Origin of the sequence: Staphylococcus lutrae, from assembly GCF_002101335.1 — a bacterium.
Taxonomy (GTDB): domain Bacteria; phylum Bacillota; class Bacilli; order Staphylococcales; family Staphylococcaceae; genus Staphylococcus; species Staphylococcus lutrae.
Map to the genome: position 1 here is coordinate 1,220,201 of NZ_CP020773.1, position 24,129 is coordinate 1,244,329.

Annotated in this window: 17 protein-coding genes; 2 read left to right on the top strand and 15 right to left on the bottom strand. The window is 38.9% G+C overall.

What is annotated here, in order from left to right; genetic code table 11:
- Positions 1-40: 40 nt before the first annotated feature.
- Entirely contained in the window at positions 41-364 is a 324-nt protein-coding gene (locus tag B5P37_RS05625) for a magnetosome magnetite crystal formation protein family (RefSeq protein ID WP_085237312.1), read from the top strand.
- A gap of 163 nt (positions 365-527) precedes the next feature.
- Here the strand turns inward: B5P37_RS05625 and B5P37_RS05630 are convergent, their stop codons facing one another.
- The 8 genes from B5P37_RS05630 to pdhA all read right to left on the bottom strand — a co-directional run bounded on the left by B5P37_RS05630 (position 528) and on the right by pdhA (position 9,546).
- Positions 528-1,394 carry an alpha/beta hydrolase gene (locus B5P37_RS05630; protein WP_085237313.1) on the bottom strand — a complete coding sequence of 289 codons (867 nt, stop codon included), beginning with the start codon at positions 1,392-1,394 and terminating at the stop codon, positions 528-530.
- A 268-nt stretch (positions 1,395-1,662) separates the two neighbouring features.
- Positions 1,663-2,715 (bottom strand): butyrate kinase, encoded by a 1,053-nt coding sequence (gene buk, locus B5P37_RS05635; protein WP_085237314.1) that lies wholly within the window; start codon positions 2,713-2,715, stop codon positions 1,663-1,665.
- Positions 2,716-2,736: 21 nt separating this feature from the next.
- Positions 2,737-3,630, bottom strand: coding sequence for a phosphate acyltransferase (locus tag B5P37_RS05640; RefSeq protein WP_085237315.1), 894 nt, complete (start codon positions 3,628-3,630; stop codon positions 2,737-2,739).
- 20 nt (positions 3,631-3,650) lie between these two features.
- Positions 3,651-4,700, bottom strand: coding sequence for a PTS sugar transporter subunit IIC (locus tag B5P37_RS05645; protein WP_085238431.1), 1,050 nt, complete (start codon positions 4,698-4,700; stop codon positions 3,651-3,653).
- A gap of 18 nt (positions 4,701-4,718) precedes the next feature.
- Entirely contained in the window at positions 4,719-6,131 is a 1,413-nt protein-coding gene (lpdA, locus tag B5P37_RS05650) for a dihydrolipoyl dehydrogenase (RefSeq protein WP_085237316.1), read from the bottom strand.
- A gap of 6 nt (positions 6,132-6,137) precedes the next feature.
- Entirely contained in the window at positions 6,138-7,445 is a 1,308-nt protein-coding gene (locus B5P37_RS05655; RefSeq protein ID WP_085237317.1) for a dihydrolipoamide acetyltransferase family protein, read from the bottom strand.
- 15 nt (positions 7,446-7,460) lie between these two features.
- Positions 7,461-8,438 (bottom strand): alpha-ketoacid dehydrogenase subunit beta, encoded by a 978-nt coding sequence (locus B5P37_RS05660; RefSeq protein ID WP_085237318.1) that lies wholly within the window; start codon positions 8,436-8,438, stop codon positions 7,461-7,463.
- A gap of 4 nt (positions 8,439-8,442) precedes the next feature.
- Entirely contained in the window at positions 8,443-9,546 is a 1,104-nt protein-coding gene (pdhA, locus tag B5P37_RS05665) for a pyruvate dehydrogenase (acetyl-transferring) E1 component subunit alpha (RefSeq protein WP_085237319.1), read from the bottom strand.
- A gap of 328 nt (positions 9,547-9,874) precedes the next feature.
- On the opposite strand from pdhA, the gene B5P37_RS05670 reads away from it, so the two are divergent.
- Positions 9,875-10,759 carry a LysR family transcriptional regulator gene (locus B5P37_RS05670; protein WP_085237320.1) on the top strand — a complete coding sequence of 295 codons (885 nt, stop codon included), beginning with the start codon at positions 9,875-9,877 and terminating at the stop codon, positions 10,757-10,759.
- Between the two features lie 248 nt (positions 10,760-11,007).
- On the opposite strand, the gene B5P37_RS05675 is transcribed toward B5P37_RS05670, so the two are convergent.
- The 7 genes from B5P37_RS05675 to secY2 all read right to left on the bottom strand — a co-directional run bounded on the left by B5P37_RS05675 (position 11,008) and on the right by secY2 (position 24,054).
- Complete coding sequence (locus tag B5P37_RS05675) at positions 11,008-11,952, bottom strand: amidohydrolase family protein (RefSeq protein WP_085237321.1); 945 nt, start codon at positions 11,950-11,952, stop codon at positions 11,008-11,010.
- Positions 11,953-12,424: 472 nt separating this feature from the next.
- Positions 12,425-16,189: a Cna B-type domain-containing protein gene (locus B5P37_RS05680; protein ID WP_169710784.1), complete on the bottom strand. Its 3,765-nt coding sequence runs from the start codon at positions 16,187-16,189 to the stop codon at positions 12,425-12,427.
- A gap of 537 nt (positions 16,190-16,726) precedes the next feature.
- A complete protein-coding gene (gene secA2, locus B5P37_RS05685; RefSeq protein WP_085237323.1) occupies positions 16,727-19,117 on the bottom strand; it encodes an accessory Sec system translocase SecA2 in 2,391 nt (796 codons plus the stop codon).
- 8 nt (positions 19,118-19,125) lie between these two features.
- Positions 19,126-19,716 (bottom strand): accessory Sec system protein Asp3, encoded by a 591-nt coding sequence (gene asp3 / locus B5P37_RS05690; RefSeq protein ID WP_085237324.1) that lies wholly within the window; start codon positions 19,714-19,716, stop codon positions 19,126-19,128.
- A 1-nt stretch (position 19,717) separates the two neighbouring features.
- On the bottom strand, positions 19,718-21,268 hold the full coding sequence (asp2, locus tag B5P37_RS05695) for an accessory Sec system protein Asp2 (RefSeq protein WP_085237325.1): 1,551 nt from the start codon (positions 21,266-21,268) through the stop codon (positions 19,718-19,720).
- Entirely contained in the window at positions 21,252-22,820 is a 1,569-nt protein-coding gene (gene asp1, locus B5P37_RS05700) for an accessory Sec system protein Asp1 (RefSeq protein ID WP_085237326.1), read from the bottom strand. Before asp1 ends, asp2 begins: the two co-directional genes overlap by 17 nt.
- A 10-nt stretch (positions 22,821-22,830) precedes the next feature.
- A complete protein-coding gene (gene secY2 / locus B5P37_RS05705; protein WP_085237327.1) occupies positions 22,831-24,054 on the bottom strand; it encodes an accessory Sec system protein translocase subunit SecY2 in 1,224 nt (407 codons plus the stop codon).
- Positions 24,055-24,129: the final 75 nt, after the last annotated feature.

The window sequence follows — 24,129 nt, forward strand, 5'->3', positions numbered from 1 at the left end:
TATTAATATGAGAATATATCAATAAGAAGGAGGAATGTAAATGTCTATTACATCTGAAAAACTGCTCGCTTCTCTATGCTATTTCAGCGCATTTTTTGCACCAATCTTGTTTCCTATCATTGTATGGATTGTCGCGATGCCTTCAGTCTCAACACATGCAAAAAAAGCCTTGATTTACCATATTTTGCCTTACTTTCTGTTAGTAGCGACCCTCATTTGTTTTGTCTCAACCGACTTTATCAAACCAGATGGGCTCACCATCCTTCCGATCCTACTCGGGGTCATTTTCATCCTCGCGATACTCTGGTGCTTTATTTATAACTTATATTGTGGCATTAAAGTACTACTCCTTGAACAAATTTAAAACCTGTTTCACCCATTGTACACACGGTGTATGTCGACATCCAAAATACCCCCTTATCATTGAACAAAACAACGATAAGGGGGTATTTTTTAATCATTTCGAAGTTTGATATGGGGTCAAACATTTTATTGTATCCTCAACGCACGTAAGAAATCATCCGATGTTATTTGTGCCATAAAAATTGGATTAATTCTGTTGCGACTTTTTCATTTTCGTGTAAAGCACTATGCTGTGCAGTTTGTCCTTCGTATTTCGATTCTTTATAACGCTTCGGACTATCTCCGAGTAAGTATTTCAGCGAACGAGCTGAACTTACAGAAACACTACCGTCAGAGTGCGACCCGTCTAATAAATCTCCGTAAATATTTAATACTTCAATATTTTTACCGCGATAAACCGATTTTAGGACTTGTAGATCTTGATAAGGTGGAATCATACGACTCGGCTTTCCGTCCTCATTCACCGTAATTTCATTCACTTCTTCGTTAATGCCCAGGACACCATTAAATGTTCCGGCGATGTTCACTTCTTTCGATAATTGCGGTAAGGATGAATCATTACCATACATCGCCATATATTGTGCAAATGTCATATTCGCCATAGAATGCCCTACAAAATTAAAGTTTTTAAAATGATATTCTTTTTGCAATGCAACGATGACATTTTTAAACCATTCCGCGTTCGTTTTCGGATTGCTTTCCTCATTGTTTTCCAATTCTATTTGGACAATCGGATTGATAGCCTTTTTCGTCAATTGACCTTTTAGCGTGACTGCACCATTTTTGTCGACATGTGCAGTGATCACTTCTTGCGTCACACCTTGCTTTTCAGTTTGTGAGACCAAAAACTTAACTGAGTTTAAGCTTCCTCCAAATCCATGTAAAAACAGTGTAGGCGTCTCGCTATCAATAAATTTCGCATGTTTCGGGTTATTCGCTATGGACGCATTCCGATTGATTGCCATAAACGTAACCCCAACTAATATGATGAGCACGACGGCACTGATACCCCAAATCCATATTTTCTTCACACTATCACCTCATTAACCCTCTCTTTTAATCATCATAAACGAAAAACAATCGAACTTCCTTTATATTGCCTCAAACCAGACGCCCTTTTCTAACACATCGCCTTGAGAGCAACAAGAATGTCCGAATAAAAAAGGACGGGTGAAAACATTCATTACGAACCTTTTCACTCATCCTATGCACTTCTCAAACAAATCATACATTTGTGACTGATCGACAATTCATATTTCGCCCTATATCATTGTAGTACAGTCAGAAGTCACCGACACTTCAAAAAGGGTTCACGGCTTCTTCTTGATTGATAATTCTCAGTCCGCCCATAGCTAAGGCTTCCATTTCGTATTCTCCAGGATACGGCATGTATGGACCGATAAATTTCACGCGTTTTTCAATTTCTTCTCTTAAGAATGGGTAATGCACCATGCCCCCCGTCACACAAATCGCATCGACTTCACCTTTCAATGTTGCAGCAAGTGATGCAATACACTTCGCTACACCTAAAGCCATGGCTTCGATGACTAATCGCGCATAAGCATCGCCATTCTCAATTCTTGCTTCAATCTCTCTTAAGTCTTTTGTTCCACAATGAGATTGAAGACCTGCTTCTCTTCTTACAAGGTGGTTAAATTCATCTAATGACATGCGCTTTAATAGTTTTAGTGCTTCTTTGATTGGCAGACCGCCACTACGCTCTGCTGAGAACATGATTTCATCATCTGAAACAAAGTCGACAATTTTCCCTTTTTCATGTGCGCTTGCTGAAGCCCCTCCACCAAGATGGACAACGATCACATTCATTGCTTCATATGATTTCTCTAAGTCTTTCGCTGCTTTCATAGCAACGGCTCTCATATTAAGATGGTGGCCAATGCTCGTTCTTTGTACTTCTTTTAATCCTGTTAAGCGTGCGACCTCACTCATAGAATCCACAGTAACAGGATCGTAAATATAGGCTTTGGCCCCTTGTTTACCAAACTGTTTAACTACTTCATATGCAAGTTTACTTCCTAAATTTGATGGATGCTCAAGTACAGGATCATATTGTAACTTATGAATTAATTTTTCAGTCACTTCGATACCGCCCGATTTGACTGGACCAATTAATCCGCCTCTTCCTACTGCAACATCAATCTCTTCAATATGATGTTGTGTCAATAATTTTTGTATGTCTTCGTATCTCATATCAAATTGATCAAATACATATTTAAAGCGGTTGATTTCACTTGTATATGTGATTTCTTCTTTCCACTTTAATACTTCGTCTTCAAAATACGCAACTTTAGTCGAAGTTGCACCTGGATTGATTGTGATTATCTTCTTCATATGGACATCCCTCTATCTCATTTATGAAATTAATAATTGTGATAATAAAACTGACGAGAACTTTTCATCTGCTGATGAACTACGAGACGTTAAAATGATAGGGACCTCCGCTCCGAGTATGATACCTGCCATTTGTGCTTGTCCAAACATAATTAAACTTTTAGACAGACTGTTGCCTGATACAATATCCGGTACAGCGATAATATCGGCATCCCCTTGAATCGCTCCGTCATAATGTTTATCTTCGGCAATCGCTGAATCCAAGCTTAAATCAATGGATAGCGGACCTTCAATAATCGCATCAGCAGTTGTTTCCGTTAGTTCTTGAGCAAATACAGAAGCTGGTAGTTTAGGTATCACTGTCTCAGCCGCTGATAACAATGAAACTTTAGGCTGCTTTATGCCTAACTTATGGAATACTGAAACTGCATGTTCAACAATCACTTGCATTTCTGCTTTAGAAGGTTGTAACACCATACCGCCATCTGTAACGCCGACTAAACGGTTGAGCTTTGGAATATATAAAACCGCTACGTGAGAGAGTAAGTCACTTTTTCTAATGCCTTTCTCTTTATCGACAACCGCTTTTAATAGCTTCCCAGTGCTCAAATGCCCTTTCATTATCGCGTTCACTTCGCCTTGTTTAACAAGTTCTACTGCTTTTTGAGAAGCTTCGAACGCCTCTGCTATATCTATAATTTCATATTTTTCTGCTGGAATTGCGTATGTCTTGAGTTGCTCCTCGAGCGCCGCTTTATCATCAATCAAAATCAACTTAGCGTCTATTTCTTCTAAAACTTGCTTGACACTCTGTAGGACTTCAGAATGCGCTGCTTTGACTACAGCAAGCTTTAATTCTGAAATCGCATGAATTTGATCTTTGGCAATATTGAGCATTGATTCTTTTAAATTCATTTCATCATCCCTATTCGAATTTATATATCAAGATAATAATCTTCCGCTTTCACGAGTGGCACCACTTTAGTAAAGACATATTTGAATAACAAGCCAAAACCAATTGGTGCGACAATAAATGCGATAACTGATTTTAATAAATTGATTGCATTCCAACCGCCATCAACCAAGTTCAAATAATTGATAGGTCCCACTAATCCACTAAAACCAAAACCTGCACTCATTGGTGTTCCTGTGATTTGCAACAACGCTGCAATCAAACCACAACACGCCGCCGAACAAATAATAGGCACTAAAATGACTGGTTTTTTAGCTACATTCGCCATCGACATTTTTGGTGAACCAATGAAATGCGCTAAACTCGTACCACGCGTATTGACGCGCCATCCTAATATCGCAAAGCCAAAACCTGTTGCACATATCCCAACGTTTGCAGCACCTGATCCGATACCTGATAATGAGATGGCTAACGCGATTCCTACTGTCGTGATAGGAGACACAATCAATGAACCAAAGATAATTGCTAATAAAATACACATCACAATCGGTTGCAATGTCAATAATGAAGCAACACCTTTACCAATCAATGTCGTGATGCCCATGACATAAGGTAAAAGGATATGACCAATAATTCCAACAACCCCAAGTAATAATGGCGGAATAACCAAAATCGTATAAGCTTTCAGTTTGTTTCCAATCAATAGAATGACACCCGCACCGATTGCGGCAGTCAATCCCATATTGATAACATCACCCGTTCCCTTAATCGTCATCACACCTTCAGGCGAAAACTGAATCGCACCAGAGGCGAAGATGGTCGCCAACCCTAAAGAGGCTGACTGTATCGGATTGAACTTAAAATTCAACCCTACCATCATCCCGACGACGAGCCCCATCATGCCATTAGACATGACAAGGGCGCCCGCAACCGGTTTTAAAAAAGGGAAAGATGGAATTAATACTTTGACAAGTTCACTCAACAACGCACCTGGAATCAGTACAATGACTGCTCCAATTGCAAGACCGTTCAATACATTCATAATAAAATTTTTAGTTGTCATCTTTTCCATATTCATTCCTGCTCTCTTCTATTGATGAATGCCTTGTCCGAGAAGTATTTCACTCGCATCCATAAATGTTTCAGATAATGAAGGATGATTGTGAATCGTTAGTACCAAATCTTCGGCAGTCATCAGATTTTCTATTGCAAGTGTAATTTCTCCAATCAATTCACTTACTTCAGGACCTACCATCTGAGCACCAACAATGCGCTGACTTTCAGCATCAGAAATGAGTCTTACAAATCCTTCCGTTTCATTCATTGATAACGCGCGACCATTAGATTGAAATTTAAAAGTCGCTTTACGTGTAGATAATCCTTGATCTTTTGCTTCTTGTTCAGTTAATCCTACTGTCGCAATTTCTGGCTGTGTGAAACATACTGTTGGAATCGCTAAATAATCTACAGCGACACCTTCAACACCAGAGATTGCTTCAGCCGCAATTTTAGCTTCATAGCTTGCTTTATGCGCCAATGCCGGACCATGTGTCACGTCACCGATTGCATAAATGTTAGGTTGTTCTGTTTGACCTTGTTCGTTCACTTTGATCAAACCTCTCTCATCTACAGAGATACCAGCAAGTTCCAAACTCAATTCGTCTGTATTCGGACGTCTACCGACAACAACCGCCACTTTTTCGGCTGAAACGGTATGTGTTTCACCAGAAACTTCGTATTTCACGTGGACTAAGCCATCTTTTTCTTCGTAAGATTGCGCTTTCGCCTCTGTAATGATTTCCATTCCTTTATTTTTCAAGCTTTGTGCCACAGGTTTAACTAAATCTTCTTCAAATCCATTTAAAATACGTGGTGCACCTTCTAAGATCGTCACTTTAGCGCCAAGATTTGCGTAAGCCCCTGCAAGTTCTAATCCGATATAGCCGCCACCAATCACAACAAGTGAGTCTGGAATTTCAGTTAAATTCAATAAACCTGTTGAATCTACAACATTTTCACTAAATTTTAAGTTTGGTATTTCAATCGGACGCGAACCTGTAGCAATGATGGCATTTTTAAATGAGTACGTTTCACCCATGCCTTCATTTTGCATCACGTGTAAGCTCGTTGGACTATTAAAGAAAGCTGTACCGTAAACAATTTCTACTTTGTTCTTTTTGAGTAAGCCTTGGACACCTTTTGTAAGTTGGCCAACGACTTTATCGTTTTTCCATTGTTGTAACTGTCCAAAATCTATTGTCGCTTCCCCATAACTGATTCCAAATGGGTTATCTGTTTTCGTTTTAATGAAATTTTTACCTGCCGTAATTAACGCTTTAGATGGAATACAACCGACATTTAAACATACGCCACCAATTTTTTCTTTTTCAACGATAACCACTTTTTGTCCCAATTGGCTCGCACGTATAGCGGCAACATAGCCTCCCGGACCTGAACCGATTACTATCGTATCTACTTCTTTAGAAAAATCTCCTACTACCATCGTTTATCATCCTTCCGCCAATAACAAATCTGGATTATTTAAGTACATTTTCAATGTGTTGATTGCTTGTTGTGCTAACACACCATCTATTGCACGATGATCGAATGCAAATGATAATTTTAATATCGGTTTCAATACCGGTTGTCTATTTTCATCAGGAACAAACATTTCTTCAATACGTCCCACACCTAAAATCGCAATCTCAGGTTGGTTGATAATTGGCGTAGACCATACACCGCCTGTTGCAGCACCACCAACGTTTGTCAATGTCATCGAACCAGAGCCCATGTCGGCACCGCTTAATTGACCACTTTGCGCTTTTTCTGAAAGTACTGTTACTTTTTCAGCAATTTCAAATAAACTTAAACGATCGGCATCCGTCACAACTGGAACAAATAATCCGTTATCTGTGTTTGTTGCAACACCAACATTAAAGTAATTGTGATACAAGACTTCCCCTTTATCCATATTAATCGACGCGTTGAGTTCAGGGAAACGTTTTAATGTTGCGACAATAGCTTTCACAAAATATGCTGTGTAAGTTAATTTAATGTTTTTGTCTTTTGCAATGCCCTTCATTCTATTTCTATGATCAACAAGCGCAGAAACCTCTACTTGATCGAATACAGTAACATGTGGAGACGTATGTTTGCTGTCCACCATTGCTTTGGCAATAATTTTTCTCAAAGGTGTCATTTTCTCCACTCTGTCGCCTTCAGAACTGATCACTGGTTGTGCCGCTTTTGGTGCTTCTACTTTTTCGCTTGCCGCTGATTGTTCTTGTGCTGCAGTTGGTTGTGATTCGTTTGATTGACCACCACCATTGATATAAGCATCAATATCTTCAATCGTGATTTTTCCGTGGTTGCCTGTCCCTTTCACTTGACGAAGGTCGACTTGATGTTTACGTGCATAAATTCTCACTCTAGGAATCGCTAAATGACGAACATCATCCGCATCCGACGCCACTGATACAGCTGCCGCTTCAGTTGTTTCTTGTGCAACTTTTTCATCAGCTGTTTCTGTTGCTTCTGTTGCCTCAGCAGCTGGTGCTTCTGCTTGACTGCTTGATTCTCCATCACCTGTATCAATGTCCGCAATAGGATTTCCTACAATTGCCATTTCACCTTCTGGAACATAAAGTTTTTTAATCGTACCACTCACTGGACTCGGGAGCTCAACAACTGCTTTATCACTTTGAATCTCCAACAAAGGTTGGTCTTCAGTAACGCTATCTCCTTCTGCAACAAACCATTTTAAAATCTCACTTTCGTGTGTGCCTTCACCTGCATCTGGCATGATATATGTGTACATTTAATTCCCTCCTTATTAATACGCCACGACTTCTTTTACTTTTTCGATAATGTCTTTCTCACCAGGTAACCATACACTTTCAGCCGCGCCGAATGGGAATACTGTATCTGGTCCTGTCACTCTCATTGCAGGTGCATCTAAATCCATGAATGAACGTTCATTGATCTCTGAAATAAGTTGACCCGCAATACCTGCAATACGTTGTGCTTCTTGAACCACTACGACACGATGCGTCTTTTTGATTGAAGCAGTAATCGTTTCCATATCAAATGGTGCCACAGTTCTTAAATCAATTACTTCTGCACTAATGCCTTCTTGTTCTAATTTTTTAGCTGCTTTTTCAGCAAGTGTCGCCATGAGGCCGTAACTTACAATCGTTACATCTGTTCCTTCTTTTCTTACTGCTGCTTTATCAAGAGGAACCGTGTAGTAACCATCCGGCACTTCATCTTTAACTGTTCTATAAAGTCTTAAGTGCTCAAGGAAAATAACTGGGTCATTAGATTCCACTGAACTAATTAGTAACCCTTTTGCATCATAAGCTGTTGTCGGAACAACCACTCTAAGTCCTGGAACTTGTGCCATAATGCCTTCTAAGCTGTCTGAGTGCAATTCAGGTGTATGAACGCCACCCCCATATGGTGCACGAATCGTAATTGGAGCACTTTTCGTATTGCCATAGCGATAACGGACACGTGAAATTTGTGCCACAAGCGCATCCATCGCTTCTAATATAAAGCCAGAGAATTGAATTTCTGGGATTGGTCTAAAACCTTCACTGACTAAACCAACACAAATCCCTAATATTGCCGATTCTGCAAGCGGTGTATCAAACACACGCGCTTCACCATGTTTGTCTTGAAGGCCATCTGTTACACGGAATACGCCTCCATTCAAACCAATATCTTCACCAAATATTAATGTTTTCTCATCTTTTTTCAAAACTTCATCTAATCCGTCTGTAATCGCTTGTGCTAAAGTTTTTACACTCATATTCTTATTGCTCCTTTCTTTCGTAGTACTCAATTTGTTCTTTTACGTTTTGTGGTGGTACTTCATACATATTTTTTAAGAATGTGCTTACTTTTTGTGGCGGTACTTTCGCCATTTCTGCCATTGCATCTTTAACTTCTTGTTTACATGCTTCATAAACTTCGTCTTCTTGTTCTTGTGACCATAATCCTTTTTCAGTTAAGTAGATTCTCAAGCGTGTTAATGGATCTTTCTTTCTCCACTCTTCTACTTCTTCGTCACTTCTATAACGTTTTGGATCATCACTCATTGTATGTGGACCGAATCGATAAGTCAGTGCTTCGATTAACACTGGGCCGTTACCTTCAACCGTATATTCACGTGCTTTTTTAACGGCTAAGTACATCGCAACAGGGTCCATACCGTCTACAGAAATTGAAGCCACACCAACACCAATCCCTTTTTGTGCTAATGATTTCGTCGCTGATTGTCGTACTGTAGGAACAGAAATACCATAACCATTGTTTTGGATAACAGTAATCAACGGTGCTTTATACACACCCGCAAAGTTCAACCCTTCATAAAAGTCACCTTGACTCGTTGCACCATCACCACAGAATGTAAGGACGACATTTTTTGAATCGTTAAAGGCTTTACCGATTGCAACACCGGCAGCTGGAGGTAAAGTTCCCCCTACCATAACTTGAGGAATATAGGCATTAAAATCTTCTGCGTATTGGTTCCCTACAACGTGCCCTTTGTACCATAAAAAGGCTTGGTACATCGGTAAACCATGTTTAATTAAAACACCTAAATCACGGTATGTCGGAACAAAGAAGTCTTCCTTAGTGATCGCAGCGATAGACGCAAGTTGAGAAGCTTCTTGTCCCCCTGCTGTTGCGTAGTTCCCTAACGCCCCTTGTCTATTTAATAAAATCGTTCTTTCATCAAGCGTACGCCCCCATACGATGTCTTTCATCAGTTGTACCAATTCTTCATCACTGATTGTCTTCATCGCTTCCTTATCAACCACTTTTCCTTCGTGGTTTAACACTTGAATCATCTCGAATGAATCATTGTAAGACGCTTTAATTTCATGAAAATTTACTTCACTTAATTTATTACTCATTATATTTCCTCCTTTATGTAAGCGTTTTCTCACGTTAAAGTATAATTTTAATACCACGATCTGTACAACTGTTTTTTCTTATATAGCTATTGATAAAATTTATAGTTGTAAAACAACAGCTTTTTTCGCAAGTAAATCTACATTTTTAAAAAAGTGTTGCATAACTCATAGAAAACCGCCATATATTTTGGGAATTTTAATGAGTCCTACAGAAAAACAACAGAAAGTTCTGACATTTTTATTACAAAAGTAATTTTTTTAAATTCAATTATCCTTTTTGGTTTATAATAAAGATATTGCACTATCTTTTACGGTGGGGGGAAGAAAAATGGATATTAAACAATTGAAATATTTCATTTGCGTGGCGGAAAATAAGAATGTGTCCAAAGCAGCGAATATGTTATTTGTTTCTCAACCGACGCTTTCACAAAGTTTACGCAAATTAGAATCAGAAATCGGTGCCAAACTGTTTATCCACCATCATAAAGTATTCGAACTTACAGAAATCGGTCAATTTATTTATGAGAGAAGCAAGGAGATTGTTAATCAATTTGATGCATTTTGCGATGAACTTCAGCGGAAAGTTCATAATCAATCGGAAATTCTCAAAGTAGGCTTAACATCATTATTCGCTTTACAGTTTATGCGCCAAATCTCAAAATTTATAGCGAGTCACGCAAGTGTCGAACTCTATTTAACCCAAGATGGCTCAAGAAGGTTGCAAGAAAAATTATTAGAAGGTCAAATTGATGTAGGCCTTGTCTCTTTCCCAATTATCGATTCAAATATTGAAATGCAAGCGTTAAATACGACAACGAGTGGCTATGATGTCGCAGTGGCCATGCCTAAAAATCATCCCCTTGCCCAACGCTCTACAATTTCATTTAAAGATCTAGCCAATATGGATATCGCAGCATTAAATGAAAATTTTATGATTGGAAAATTGATTCAAGAAAGAAATGCAGAACAAAAGCTGAATCTGAATATCATTTTCACACATAACGATTGGGAAGTTTTAATCCATAGTATTCATGAACTTAATGCTGTTACTCTTTTGCCATGGGCTTACGAATCTTATTGCAATATAGAGGATATTGTATGGGTTCCCCTAGCGGACAAAAAAAATTATTTTCCTATTGGGATCGCCACACTTCAGAATAAGACCATCACTGAATCTATGGGCACATTTATAGAATATATTAAACAAAATTAGTTGACCGTGCTCTACAACTTTCCAATTTTTCATTAAAACTGCAGAGGTGGAGACGCCTTCAATACCCGACTGCAAGCGAATACGACTCACCTGAGATACAATCATCAAAAGGCAATTATTTGATCTGTACATCTGATTCCAAATATAAAAAGCCGAGACAAAACTCGGCTTTTTATATTTGGAAAGGTGAAATACGCAGATTTTGATAGAAATCAAAATCTACTGACCACACCCGTTATACGAATGACTTATCCATGTGCTGTGTGCAATAGATTTTTAGCATTTTGATACAACATCTTATTTTTCTGTATATCGGTCAATAACTCAGTGTTCACCAGTTCTTCTGTCAATGATTTCACAACAGGATTAATCGTGTAAGGTGTGTCTGAACCGTAAACGATTTTGTTTTCGTCTACCATTGTAAGTAACGTAGGAAGTTGGTGTGGCAATACTTTTCCTGCAACATCAAAGTATAAATGTTTCATTGTTTGTGCAATATCATCCGGTTGTTCTTCATACTCAAAAATCGCATTCCCCATTTGTATACGCTGTGCAATGACAGGTAATAATGCGCCACTGTGCGGTACGATCCATTTAATATTAGGAAACTTACTAAATGTCCGGTTTTGATTCATAAAAATGACTGCCCTTGTCGTATCAAAGAAAAATTCCATGAGCGGCGTAAATACTTTTGTTTTAATCGAGGCATTGATCGGTTGCGGTTCATTCGGATGAATGGCCACTATGGCATGGCGTGCATTCAACGCTTCAAAAATTGGGTCTAATCGAGGGTCTCCTAAATAAATACCACGTGCATGCGTAGGTAAAGTAAAACCTATCGCTCCGTGTACATCAAGTGCCCGTTCAATGGCATGCACACTCTCATCAACAAGCGGGAGTGGAACAGAAGCAAAGAAACCAATTTTATCGGGGTACTGTGTGGCCAATTTTGAACCGTAGGCATTCACATCTTCCGTCAAATCTATCATCACATCGTCTGGTGCGGCACTATGGTGTGGACCTGCAATCGATAACACCCCATAATCAATTTGCATTTCGTCCATAAATGTTAGATATGCCTCAATCGAAAACGAAGGCGTCGCCACGCCTGCACCTTTGCCATCAAAATACATATCGAGATATCGAATAAACCCTGGTGAAAAATAATGAGAATGTAAATCAATTTTTTTCATTTGATACACTTCTTTCTTTTTATCGTATATTCATACTGCTTCTCTCGAATCCTCAGCGTCACAACAAGGCACCCAGCAGTCTCCCCTCACTTTGACGGCACACTGCGCACCCACTCAACATACACGGCTTATCCTCTCAGTCAAAAACAGTAACAACCACTTCACCCTAACATGTCCGCACATTTAAACACACTTCACTCCTCTCCCAACACATTAGTTGAAAATAAAATTACTTTTATTATCAAATTATATATGCAAACACATTAGATATACTTCTTATTATATGTATGTAAGATTAGAATAACAAATATTCGTTCTTACTGTGTTGTAGGCAACGCAGCATACATCTTTATCGAAGGTGCACCTGATGTGCGGACACTTATCCAAACATATGGACTCATGACAGTGAGATCAAAATAAAAACATCCTATAATACTGGAGATTGTCCAATATTATAGAATGTTTGATGATGCTATCGTTTTTTTCGTTTGATGATCAATATCATACCCGAAATGAACAAGAATGTAATGAATACCCAAGTCACCCATGATTGTAAAATCATTTGACCTGTTTCTGGTAAAAACCCAATCATACTTGGCTTTTCTGGTTGTTTGGGTGCCGGATGATTTGGTGTAGGTTTTTCTGGCTCAGGAAACTCTGGTTTATTCGGTTTTGGCTGATCTGGCGTTTTTGGTTCATCCGGTTTAGGGACTTCTGTTCGCGTATTCGTAATGATCATATTACCGTAGTCTTCAATATTCATTGATACACGATACCCCTCTAGGTCACCTAACTCTTTCACCGTATATTGAACCGCTTTACCTTGGCTTTTTTCTGCTAATTTCGTCCACGTATGCGTCCAATTGTTCGACTCGTTCAATGTCGCCTTTTGACCTGTCGGTTGACCATCCGCATAGAGTTCCGCTTCAATGGATCCTGGTCGCTTACCGTCTTGGTCGTTGTCATCTTCCCAGTGTTTCGTCACTGTCGCTGTCGTTTCTCCTGGTGTGTAATGATTCGTTATCGTCGTGCCTTCTATCGTTGTACTATAATTGTCTACGTGATCTTCCGTCACAGTATAAGTGATGGCCTTACCGTCGGCATATTTCGGTAAGTCTTCAAATGCATATTGCCAATTTGACTGAGCATTCACTTCTGTTGATTTCACTTTTTCACCGTTAGCTAATAAGTTCACCGTCACTTTTTCAGGACGTTTGCCATCTTGATTGTCTTTATCATCCCAAACTTTAACACCTTCTACTTTTGTCTTTTCTGGTGTATAGGCATTTGTTATGATGAGATTTCCGATATCACGTTGATCTTCTATCGTTTGATAACCTGCAACTTGTGTTAATTCTTTTACCGTATAGTGAATCGTTTCACCTTGGCTTTTTTCTGCTAATTTCGTCCACGTATGCGTCCAATTGTTCGACTCATTCAATGTCGCCTTTTGACCTGTCGCCTGACCATCCGCGTAGAGTTCCACTTCAATGGATCCTGGTCGCTTACCATCTTGGTCGTTGTCATCTTCCCAGTATTTCGTCACTGTCGCTGTCGTTTCTCCTGGTGTGTAATGATTCGTTATCGTCGTACCTTCTATCGTTGTACTATAGTCTTCTACATGATCTTCCGTCACAGTATAAGTGATGGCCTTACCGTCGGCATATTTCGGTAAGTCTTCAAATGCATATTTCCAGCTCGTCTTGGTATTCACTTCTGTCGATTTCACTTTTTCACCGTTAGCTAATAAGTTCACCGTCACTTTTTCAGGACGTTTGCCATCTTGATTGTCTTTATCATCCCAAACTTTAACACCTTCTATTTTTGTCTTTTCTGGCGTATAAGCATTCGTTATGATGAGATTTCCGATGTCACGTTGATCCTCTGTCGTTTGATAGCCTGTGACTTGTGTTAATTCTTTCACCGTATATTGAACCGTTTTACCTTGGCTTTTTTCTGCTAATTTCGTCCACGTATGCGTCCAATTGTTCGACTCATTCAATGTCACCTTTTGACCTGTCGGTTGACCATCCGCGTAGAGTTCCGCTTCAATGGATCCTGGTCGCTTACCATCTTGGTCGTTGTCATCTTCCCAGTGTTTCGTCACTGTCGCTGTCGTTTCTCCTGGTGTGTAATGATTCGTTATCGTCGTACCTTCTATCGTTGTACTATAATTGTCTACGTGATCTTCCGTCACAGTATAAGTGATGGCTTTACCGTCAGCATATTTCGGTAAGTCTTCAAATGCATATTGCCAATTTGACTGAGCATTCACTTCTGTCGATTTCACTTTTTCACCGTTAGCTAATAAGTTCACCGTCACTTTTTCAGGACGTTTGCCATCTTGATTGTCTTTATCATCCCAAACTTTAACACCTTCTACTTTTGTCTTTTCTGGTGTATAGGCATTTGTAATCGTAAACGTATTTTCTTTTTCTTTTTTAACTGTGGACTGATAGCCTTCTGGAACACTTTCTTCTTTAACGGTATAATCAATCGCTTGATCCTTATCATCAAGTTTCACTAAATCATTCCAAGTGTACGTCCATCCTTGACTCTCATCTAGTCTGACTGGCGCACCCACTTTTTCATCATGACCATTGACGGTTTTGTATAACTGCACCATCACATGGTTTGAACGTTTCCCATCTTGATTACCCGCGTCGTGCCATGCTTTATTCACTGTAACCGCTGTTTTTTCAACAGGTTTCTTCGTGTTCGTCACAGTCAATCCTTTTTCTTCTTTAGTATATCCTGCAGGTGTGCTATTATTCCCTGCACTGTCTACTTCATGCACAAGATATTCAATCGCTTGACCATTTTTATCTCGTTCAGGAAGGTTCTTCCATGTCACCGCTGTTGTCCCTGATGTTAACGATTGAATTTCAGCGCTTTCAACAGCTGTTTCTGAACCGTCAGCCCCTTTTTGATAAAGTTTAAAGTAGATGGTTGGATGTTGTGTCTCCGCATCCTTCCACACTTTCGTCGCTGTCACATCTTTAGTCGGCTCTACTTTTTTAGCATTTTCTATTTCTATAAAATGACCTACCGTATCCGTGTCTTTTAATTCAAATGGATATTGTTGATCTTTATCGAATTGATACGGTTCTGGAGCCTCAATTTCTGTCACAATATATTCTCCTACTGGCAAACCTTTAACATCTGCAATACCTTGTGCGTTCGTTGTTAAAGTAATTTCTTTCTCATTATCTTTAACAACCGAGCCATCCTTTTTAACTAATTTAAATTTAACATTTTCAATAGGCGTTTTCGTGTCTTTGTCTTTTTTGAGAATCTTTAATTCCCCTTTTACAGTACCCGTAATGCCTGCATCCGCGCTAATATTATTAACCGAATAATTAAAGGACTCACCCTTGATTTCTGGTTGACCGTATTCTTTAAACCATGCTTGTGAATGGTTGTCGAATGTTGCTTGTGTTGTATTCGTTATCGTTGTTTTGTAATGAATTGAATAGCTGTTTTTTGAAACATAGCCTTGTGGAATTAATACTTCAATTGTATTGTTCGCTTTATCCACCGTAATATGTGAACCTGGGATATATTTCTCGAAGTCTTTAATCGCATTAGGACCATCAAAATAATGGCTGTGTGCGCCATCAATAGTGATATTAAATGAATCAACATCTAAAGTTTGCCCACCTTGAATTTGATCCTTGATTAACATATTTTGATCTGAATAATTTTTACCCGTGTTAACATTTAAAAACCAACGTACATGATTAGGATCCTCTGGCAACATGTCTCCCGTTTTATAATAAAACACGCTACCTGTGCCCGATCCCCCTTTATGAATCGTCACTGTATCACTACGACCACCCGCAGTAATCGTTGCCGTTTTATCGTCTTCTTGCATCGTATTCGTCAAATTTCGAGCCTGTACTGTAAACTCTGCAAAGCCTGAAACGTCACTCAGCTTTTCAATTTGTTCATTAAATGTAATTGTTGCACCTGTTGTCGTGATGACCACTTGACCAACGACTTGACCTTTTACTGTCAAATCGATTGTCCGATTATAACCTTCTATTTTAGCTTCACCTTGTGTCGGCCAGCTGACATTAATCGTGTCACCATTGTGTATTTTCCCCGCTTTATCATCAAACTCAACTCGAATATTAAAGTTACTGCCGTCGTTTACTGTTTTCGGTGACACCGTCAATGATGTCACGTTCCTACTGGAAATATCACTGCCTTGTGCGCGCGCATTGTGATTGCCCATGAAGGGGACAAATAAATTAAGCAACAACAAAAAAATTGAAAAAATTGTGATTCTCTTACTCATTATTTAAAATTCCTTTCTTTTCCATACTTTCGCTGAATTCTAAAGTTGATGCATAGGGAAATATATATAATATTGACTTTTATTATTATTCACACGTGCAATGATTCATTGAAACTATTTTAACTTTCAACTAATTATATCATGTTGATTAGAAAAAGTATTTAATTTTTCATTATTAAAGGAAATTTTAATCTAATTTAATTCGTAATATTAATCATTAAATTCCTTTCAGTAAAATTTTATTTGAGGTATCAATTTTATACAATTACTTGATTCTTGTTTCATTCATCATTTACCCCCCCTCATCCAAACAACAAAAATAATAAAAGCACTATGAAGAAACAACTGATTGTCCATTTCTCCACAGCGCTTTTATTTCTAAAACTTCGACGCGTGCAACGCATTGCGCCCCGTCCTTTACCGCATTTAATTCATTTTATACGTTCTCAATCTTCAAAAATTTCAAATCATATTTTATGGGAAATACATGATGAGATCCCCGTTGTCGTCTTTGTCAATGATACTGAGACATAAATTTCTAACGATTCGGTCTTTCACATCCCACCCCATTTTTTTAAATGATTCTAATGCCACTTTATGATATTCAAAAATGGCATTACGCTGCCCTTTTTGACGTTGATTTACACTGTTTTTAAGCTGTTGCAAATCATCGACTTGCTCTATCCACGAAACGTCGATAGCCTTTAAAACGGCTTTGCACAAATACTGTTGAAACAATGTATCATCATTTATTTTTTGACGATTAAAAGCCCATTGTTTCTTAAACTCCCCAAGTAAAAATTCAACCAATTCTGTTGAATGAAAATCTTTTTGTTTCAAAGTCGATGCTTCAAAGCTAAAACTCAGATTTTTATAAATGTAGCTTATCACATCGTAATGACGCACCATTTCGCATCCTTTAAAATGATGTTGGAAAACTTCACGTGCCAATGTTTCAAAGTCGAGTGCATCAATCGATTCATTTTGCAAAATGCGATCTCTTTCGCTATATATCAACTGGCGCTGTACACTTACACTTTTTTCAAACTCATTTGCGATTTTCCTAGATTTCATCCCTTCCTCTTCGGAAATGCGCTGTGCTCGTGTGACTAACCGTTTGACTTTGTTTTTGAAAACGCGGCTTTGAGACAAGGATGCGTGATCTTGAGCCATTAACCTCGTATTGTTTTTGAGTTGCGTATCACTCCAGCGTGTGACAAGGTAGTCGTCGAGTGAAATAAATATTTGTGACTGCCCGGGGTCCCCTTGTCTCCCCGCACGCCCTCGCAATTGTTTATCAATGCGACTATTTTCCATATGCTCATGCACGAGAACGGTTAATCCGCCCAATCGATGGACTTCTTCAGATAGCTTAATGTCCGTCCCTCTCCCTGCCATACTTGTAGCCACAGTGACTGCACTTAATTGTCCCGCTTCCGCAATCATTTGTGCCTCTCTCGCGACATTTTGCGCAATCAGTAAATTGTTAGGAATGTTGCGACTAAATAAAATATCTGAGAAATACGTTGCATCTTCTGCCGTTCGCGTGATTAATAACACAGGTCGTTGCTGGAGATACAGTTGCGCAATCTCATCTAATATGGCTTTATTTTTCTCTTTAGCACTTACAAATACTCGATCGGGATAGTCTTGTCGAATCACCGGGCGTGAAGTCGGAATTTGAACGACAATTTTTGAATAGAGTTCAAAAAATTCTTTTTCTGCAAGCTTCCCTGTTGCTGTCATACCCGAAAAACGCTCAAACTGCATAAATAAATTTTGAAATGTGATGGTCGCCATGACGCTCATGTCTTCGGATATGGCCAAATTTTCTTTTGCTTCTACTGCCTGATTCAGCCCCGCCTGCATCTTAGTCCCCGGCAACATTCGACCTGTAATGCGATCGATCAGCATAATTTCGCCATCTAAAACAATATAATCGACATTACATTCGAAAAGGTGTGTCGCACGTAATGATAAATGAATCATCCGTACAAGCTCAAAATAAGGCTTATCATATATATGAGACACATTGAAGTAGTGATTGGCTTTCTCGATTCCGCGTTCTGTTAACCATATCTCTTTTTTATGTACCTTCATTTTAAAATCTTCATCTTCAACTAATGTCGCAACAAAAGCTTTCACAATATCAAAAAGGTTGGACTGTACACGCGGTGCACCTGATATCACAAGCGGTGTTTGTGCAGTATCTAAAAGAATAGAATCGACTTCATCAATAATGGCATAGTGTAATTCAGGCAAAAATTTATTTTCTATAGTATCCGCTAAGTTATCGATTAAATAATCAAATCCTAAATGACCATTCGTCGTATAAATGATGTGATGATCGTATAACTTTCGTTTTTCTTTGTTCAACATGCCACCTTGTTGCTGGTCCACAAATCCAAGAGAAGTCGTGAGACCGAGCCATTGAAATAAAGGTTTCATTTCTAGATAGTCTCGCTTCGCTAAATATTCATTCGTCGTAATTAGAAAGACTTGTTTATCTGTTAATGCATTTAAATATAATGGCATTGTTGCAGTTAAAGTTTTGCCTTCACCCGTTTGCATCTCTGATATGTGACCTTGATGCATCGCGATTGCACCTAACACTTGTACATCTTTAGGATACATGCCTAAAACACGACGCGAAGCTTCTCTTACTACCGCATACGCTTCAGGTAACAACGTATTCAGAGTCACCTTGTTTTCTCTTAACTGCTTTTGAAAATCATGTGTTTTTTGTTGTAACTGTGCATCTGAACATTGCGCCATTGTTTCACCCAACGCATTGACTTGATCTAACACTTTATAAAGTTTCTTTAATCTCCTGTGGTTAATGATGGCATTGATATCGAAGGCCATTTTTCAGCTCACCTCCCAGTCGAACCGTAACGATGATTCGCACGTGTGGTTTGTAATATATGATTGACTTGCTGAATATGATGACTATGCTGTGGAGGAGGGGCTACCTGCTCCTTTGAAACCGAAGCTGTCATGGTTGAGTCCACTTCGTCCTCCTGCGTTGTCACATCCAACTCTGTTATTAAAATGCGTCTAAAATAAAATTTTTGGCATGCGGCATTCATCATACAAATTTCATAGCGATGAGCTTCTATTGGATATTCGAATTGATGATGTGGTGAATGAATGATGATTTGCTCTAATGCACTGCCATTTTTTGAATAAAAGCAAATCATAAAATAAACCGAACCTTTAGGAAACGCATTCATTTCAAAGTCAATACGATACTGCCGACCTTTACGTAATAACGGTAATGCAGGGGTATGCCGATCTTTATCATATTGTGTCATCATCCGCCATTTGTGTATTTGCAAACCAGACGGCATTAACGGATTTTCAAAATACATATGCCTGTCTTGAAACTGAATGATTGAACCATACCGATATGTCTCTTGATTGATTACGCGCCATAGAACTTCCATACTTTGATTCGTTTGCATTTCAACCTCTCCCAAACTGCTCCTTTAACAATATTTTGTAAAAATTCATAAACCAAGTCACGACCGTTCCCGTATCATCGTTGTGTCTGCCCGGTATTGCTTTATTCAACATATAAACATTTTGATGGCTGAGTACCGAAAGCAAATCATCGAATGCTGTTCGATCGTAGTCGTCATGCGTCATAAAAGTAACGGCTATGGAAGTCTCACGCATATCGCTATTTTTAAAAACTTCCCAAAAGCGTTGATTCAGCTGTTGAATATCATTGGCCTGATACGTCGTCCCCACTTGATGTGATAAAGTAATATCCAACGATGTTTCAAAGTCATTCGGCCGTAAGAGTTTCATATTGTCTGCCACTGTACCGATGTTGATAAGCGGCTTGCCGACATTGATGCCTTTCGGTTTCAATTTCGCACCATAATACAGTGCAGCAAAAGACCCCATAGACAGTCCAGAAAAGATGCACGCCTGATCATCGAAACCCAACTGTGCTAAAGTATTTTGAATGACTGTCTGTATCCCTTTTTCATAAGTGGGGCTACCCAAGTAAAATGAACCCCCTTGAATCCGCGGATCACTGATCAATAAAAAAGGTGCACCGAGTTGATGCATGAGGAAATACGCTTCAAACCCTTCCGCTTCACGATAACCGCTAAAATAGACATTGAGCGGCGGTCGGAAATCACCCGGATGAAAATAATAAAAAAATTCCTCACGATTTTCATCTACAAAACGCGAACCACCTAATAAAAGTTGTCCGAACTCCATTCTAGATAATCGCTTATGCACCGCACCAATACGCACCTGGCCTTCATACCGTGCTCTCACTGATATGGCAATATAGGCCATATTCGGTTGCCGTTTCAAATAAAGGGGTTGCTGTAAATCTGCTTCCGTCATCACGATTGTTTTTAATATCCCTTCTTCGGGATTCAACGAGACCAGTCTGAAAACATACTCCAACTCCACGGCTCCTATCGTTTGAAACTCAGGCCATACTTCGATTACCTTATTTTCATCATAGATTAATCCTTTTTTCCAACTGATGATCGGCTTGAATGCATCACCAAAATCTCCTTTAAGCCATGTTGCCTTATTGCCCCGATGCGTCACTTCAATTGTATGATCACAGTGAATATGCACATCAGCCGGACTCACCTTGTCTCCATATTGCCCCGGAAATGTTATCGCTAATAATTTATCATGCAGTGCTTTTTCATCTTCATATTGAATCAACCTCGCGTACTTTGTCGTCAAAAACGTTTCCTGTGGCGCACCATCAACCCAATATGCCTCATCAATGATCGTATTATAGGGTGTACTGAGTACCTCCAGTAGTTCAATCACCCGCTCTGTCAAAGGGGTTTGGACAAAGACTAAATCAAAATCTCCCTCCTCTTCAATCACTGTCGTAATCTGCGCCATATAGCCGCTATCAAAATCTAACAATTGTACATCAAAATAATCCCATACCACATCCGACTTTTGTGCAAATAAAAATTCCAAATCTAATCCACCAATTTGTAGCGCTCTAAACTGACGTGCCATGCGTATCACCCTCTAAAAATTCATTAAGTCGTTGCACAATACGCCGCGAACTCAACTGTTCAATTTTACTTGTATTGAACGTATATGCGCTGTTCCAATGTTTTAACGTACTTAAAAAATAATCTAACGCCACTTGCAAGCCATCATAGTCCTCAATCACATAACCGTTTTCAAGGTGAGTCACATAATGACTTTGAGACGCATGAACTTGAGGAATACGAACACTAATGCTCGCAATTTGTATATATAAATCTGGCTCAGCCCCTAAGTCTATAACAATGCGTAACCGTGCCAAAGCTTTCATCACTTCATCTTCAAAAGGAACCGATTGAATTTGAATCCACCCTTCCCCTTTTCCTGATTCTTCTGCACGCATCAATTCAGCCGTGGCCTCATCCTCAATCCTTTGTGACTGCTGATACATTTCATTCATTTCATCTTGCCATTGAATTAACCATGGCTCAATTTGTGCCTGACCTTTGTGCGTCAAAATCACTAACCTGTACGATAAGTTTTGCCATAAATAAGCCGTCAAATGATTCAACACCTGTTCAATCTCATGACGTTCCAAATTATCTATCCAAAACCCAATGTACGTCTCATTTAACTGACTGCTTAAATTTGATAACGGCTGCGTATTAAAAGGCGTCATCCTCAAAATATCAGGCGCATCCTCCCGATCGGCTAATAACGCATTTAAATCGCGTTCATTTTCATGCGTATCCACAATCCACTTGGAACTGTGCGCCATCGAATCCAACAATGCATCGTCCACAACCGTATTGCGCTTACTAAAAATGGAATAGCTCACAGTCACATCTGTGTGAATGTCCTTAAATAGCGTATTATGAAAGAGATTCGAACCCACCATGCATTGATCTCCTTTTTTGAAATGACGCTGACAATATTTATGAAAACGTTCTTTGATTAACGCCACCATCGTGTCATATGTACGCGCATCAAATAAATGCTCAAATGATGCACTGACATCTACACGGCCAGAAGATAAATGTTCTCTCAAAATAACTTGACCCGTCACAGTCAAATAATCTTGAATCTCCGCTACACCGTTTGTATAGTAACGAATCGCACTTAAATAGCCACGATCATCAAAAATATAACGCCGCACACATTGCGCTTCTTCAAAATCATCTATTCGAATTAAATAACCGTCTTGATTAAAATAAACCTTAGACATCGCCTGCCCGACAATCGCTTGAATAAAATAAGGCGTATAAATCAATTCCGTTTCATCCGGCCACTCTAAATCTTCAAATTGAAGCGAACGCGATAAACCTGCATTAAAACCTTGAATTTCATCAAATAATGACCACACATTGGCTTCATACAAATCGAACCGATGCAGTAGCGTCCTCATATGAGGGTGGTAGCTCAAATGCAACAATTGACAATGCGCATTATTTTCTTCATACATAGACATGAGACTCAAGATGTCATCAAAAGCCACCGTTGCACTTTTTGAATAAAACGGTTGCGGTAAATGATGCCACCACTTTTCATCTTCATACAAAGCGAGAACAAAATACTTCATATCTTACTCCTTAACGATATTGATCTAAAAATGATGCATATTGGTCAAAATATAAGTAAGTTCTAATATTCTCAACAATATTGATCGTCATATAAATAAATATCACCAGTTGCGTAAAAATCGAGACTTCTCTAGCAATATCAGCATTAAAAATTGACAGAATTAAGGGCAAACTGATAATGCATCCAACGGCGAACGCACCGATAGCACTAATACGACTGGCTTTACGTTTTAAAAACTTTCGCGTCTCATCACCTGGATAAATCCCTTCAAAATAATTTCCACTCTTTTGGAACTCTTTTGCTTTCTGTTCTGCATTCAACATTAATCTTGATAAGTAATAATTTAAAATCACAAGCATAAGGATAAAAATCAACACCCCTATAGGATGCCTCAACGACAAAAATGCCATGTGTTCTCCATCCTGTCCTGTCACCCACTTTTCTATTAAATGGACAATGATACCCAACAAGAAAAATAATGAGAAATTAAACATAATGGAAAGACTCCCTGCAGGATTAAGCTTCCATGAAAGATAGGTGTCTTTCTCAGATGTGCTGACGTTCATAATATCTCTATACACGATACGATACTCAATCAGTTCCAACCATAAAAGTGAAATCAGTACGATAAAAAACATGCCAAGAACGATCACAACCATCAACAAGTTGAAACTCATCAACGCTTGGCTTTGAAATAGCGATTGAACCATCCCTACAAGTATCATCGGCGTTGGTCCTGCAATGCCATACACTACATTTTGATCAGCAAGCCAAGTCAAAAGCATCGCTCCTGACACTAAAATAAGCAACAAAAAGGGGATTTCCGACGGGTTAACTTCGCCCTTATTCGCATACGTATACAATATGAAAGCCCCTTGAACCATTGCGATTAACAATGTCAATAAACGTTCCTTAAAATGCCGTTCTACACGCGTTTGCACACGTTTCTGGTCGGAATTTCTATAACTGATTAACGTCATAATAATCATCGCTGTTAACCATGGACTCAAACCTAATGAAAAAATATTTAACGTTCTAATATTTCCACCTACATTCGAAATGGCTAAATCGAAAAAACGATATGTAAAAAGTGGCTGCCCCTTCGTATGCGCCACTTTCAAATGACTTCCTAATACATAAACAAAGAGAACCATCAAAGTGAAAAATATTTTTTTATACAAAACTTTATATTCTATATTTTTAATATCATTTAAACGTGTCCATCGACCCATGTTTATCCTCTTCTTTAATAAGTGATAAAGAGGCAAAAGCATTCAATCATTTTCAAAAATGCATGAAACGCAATA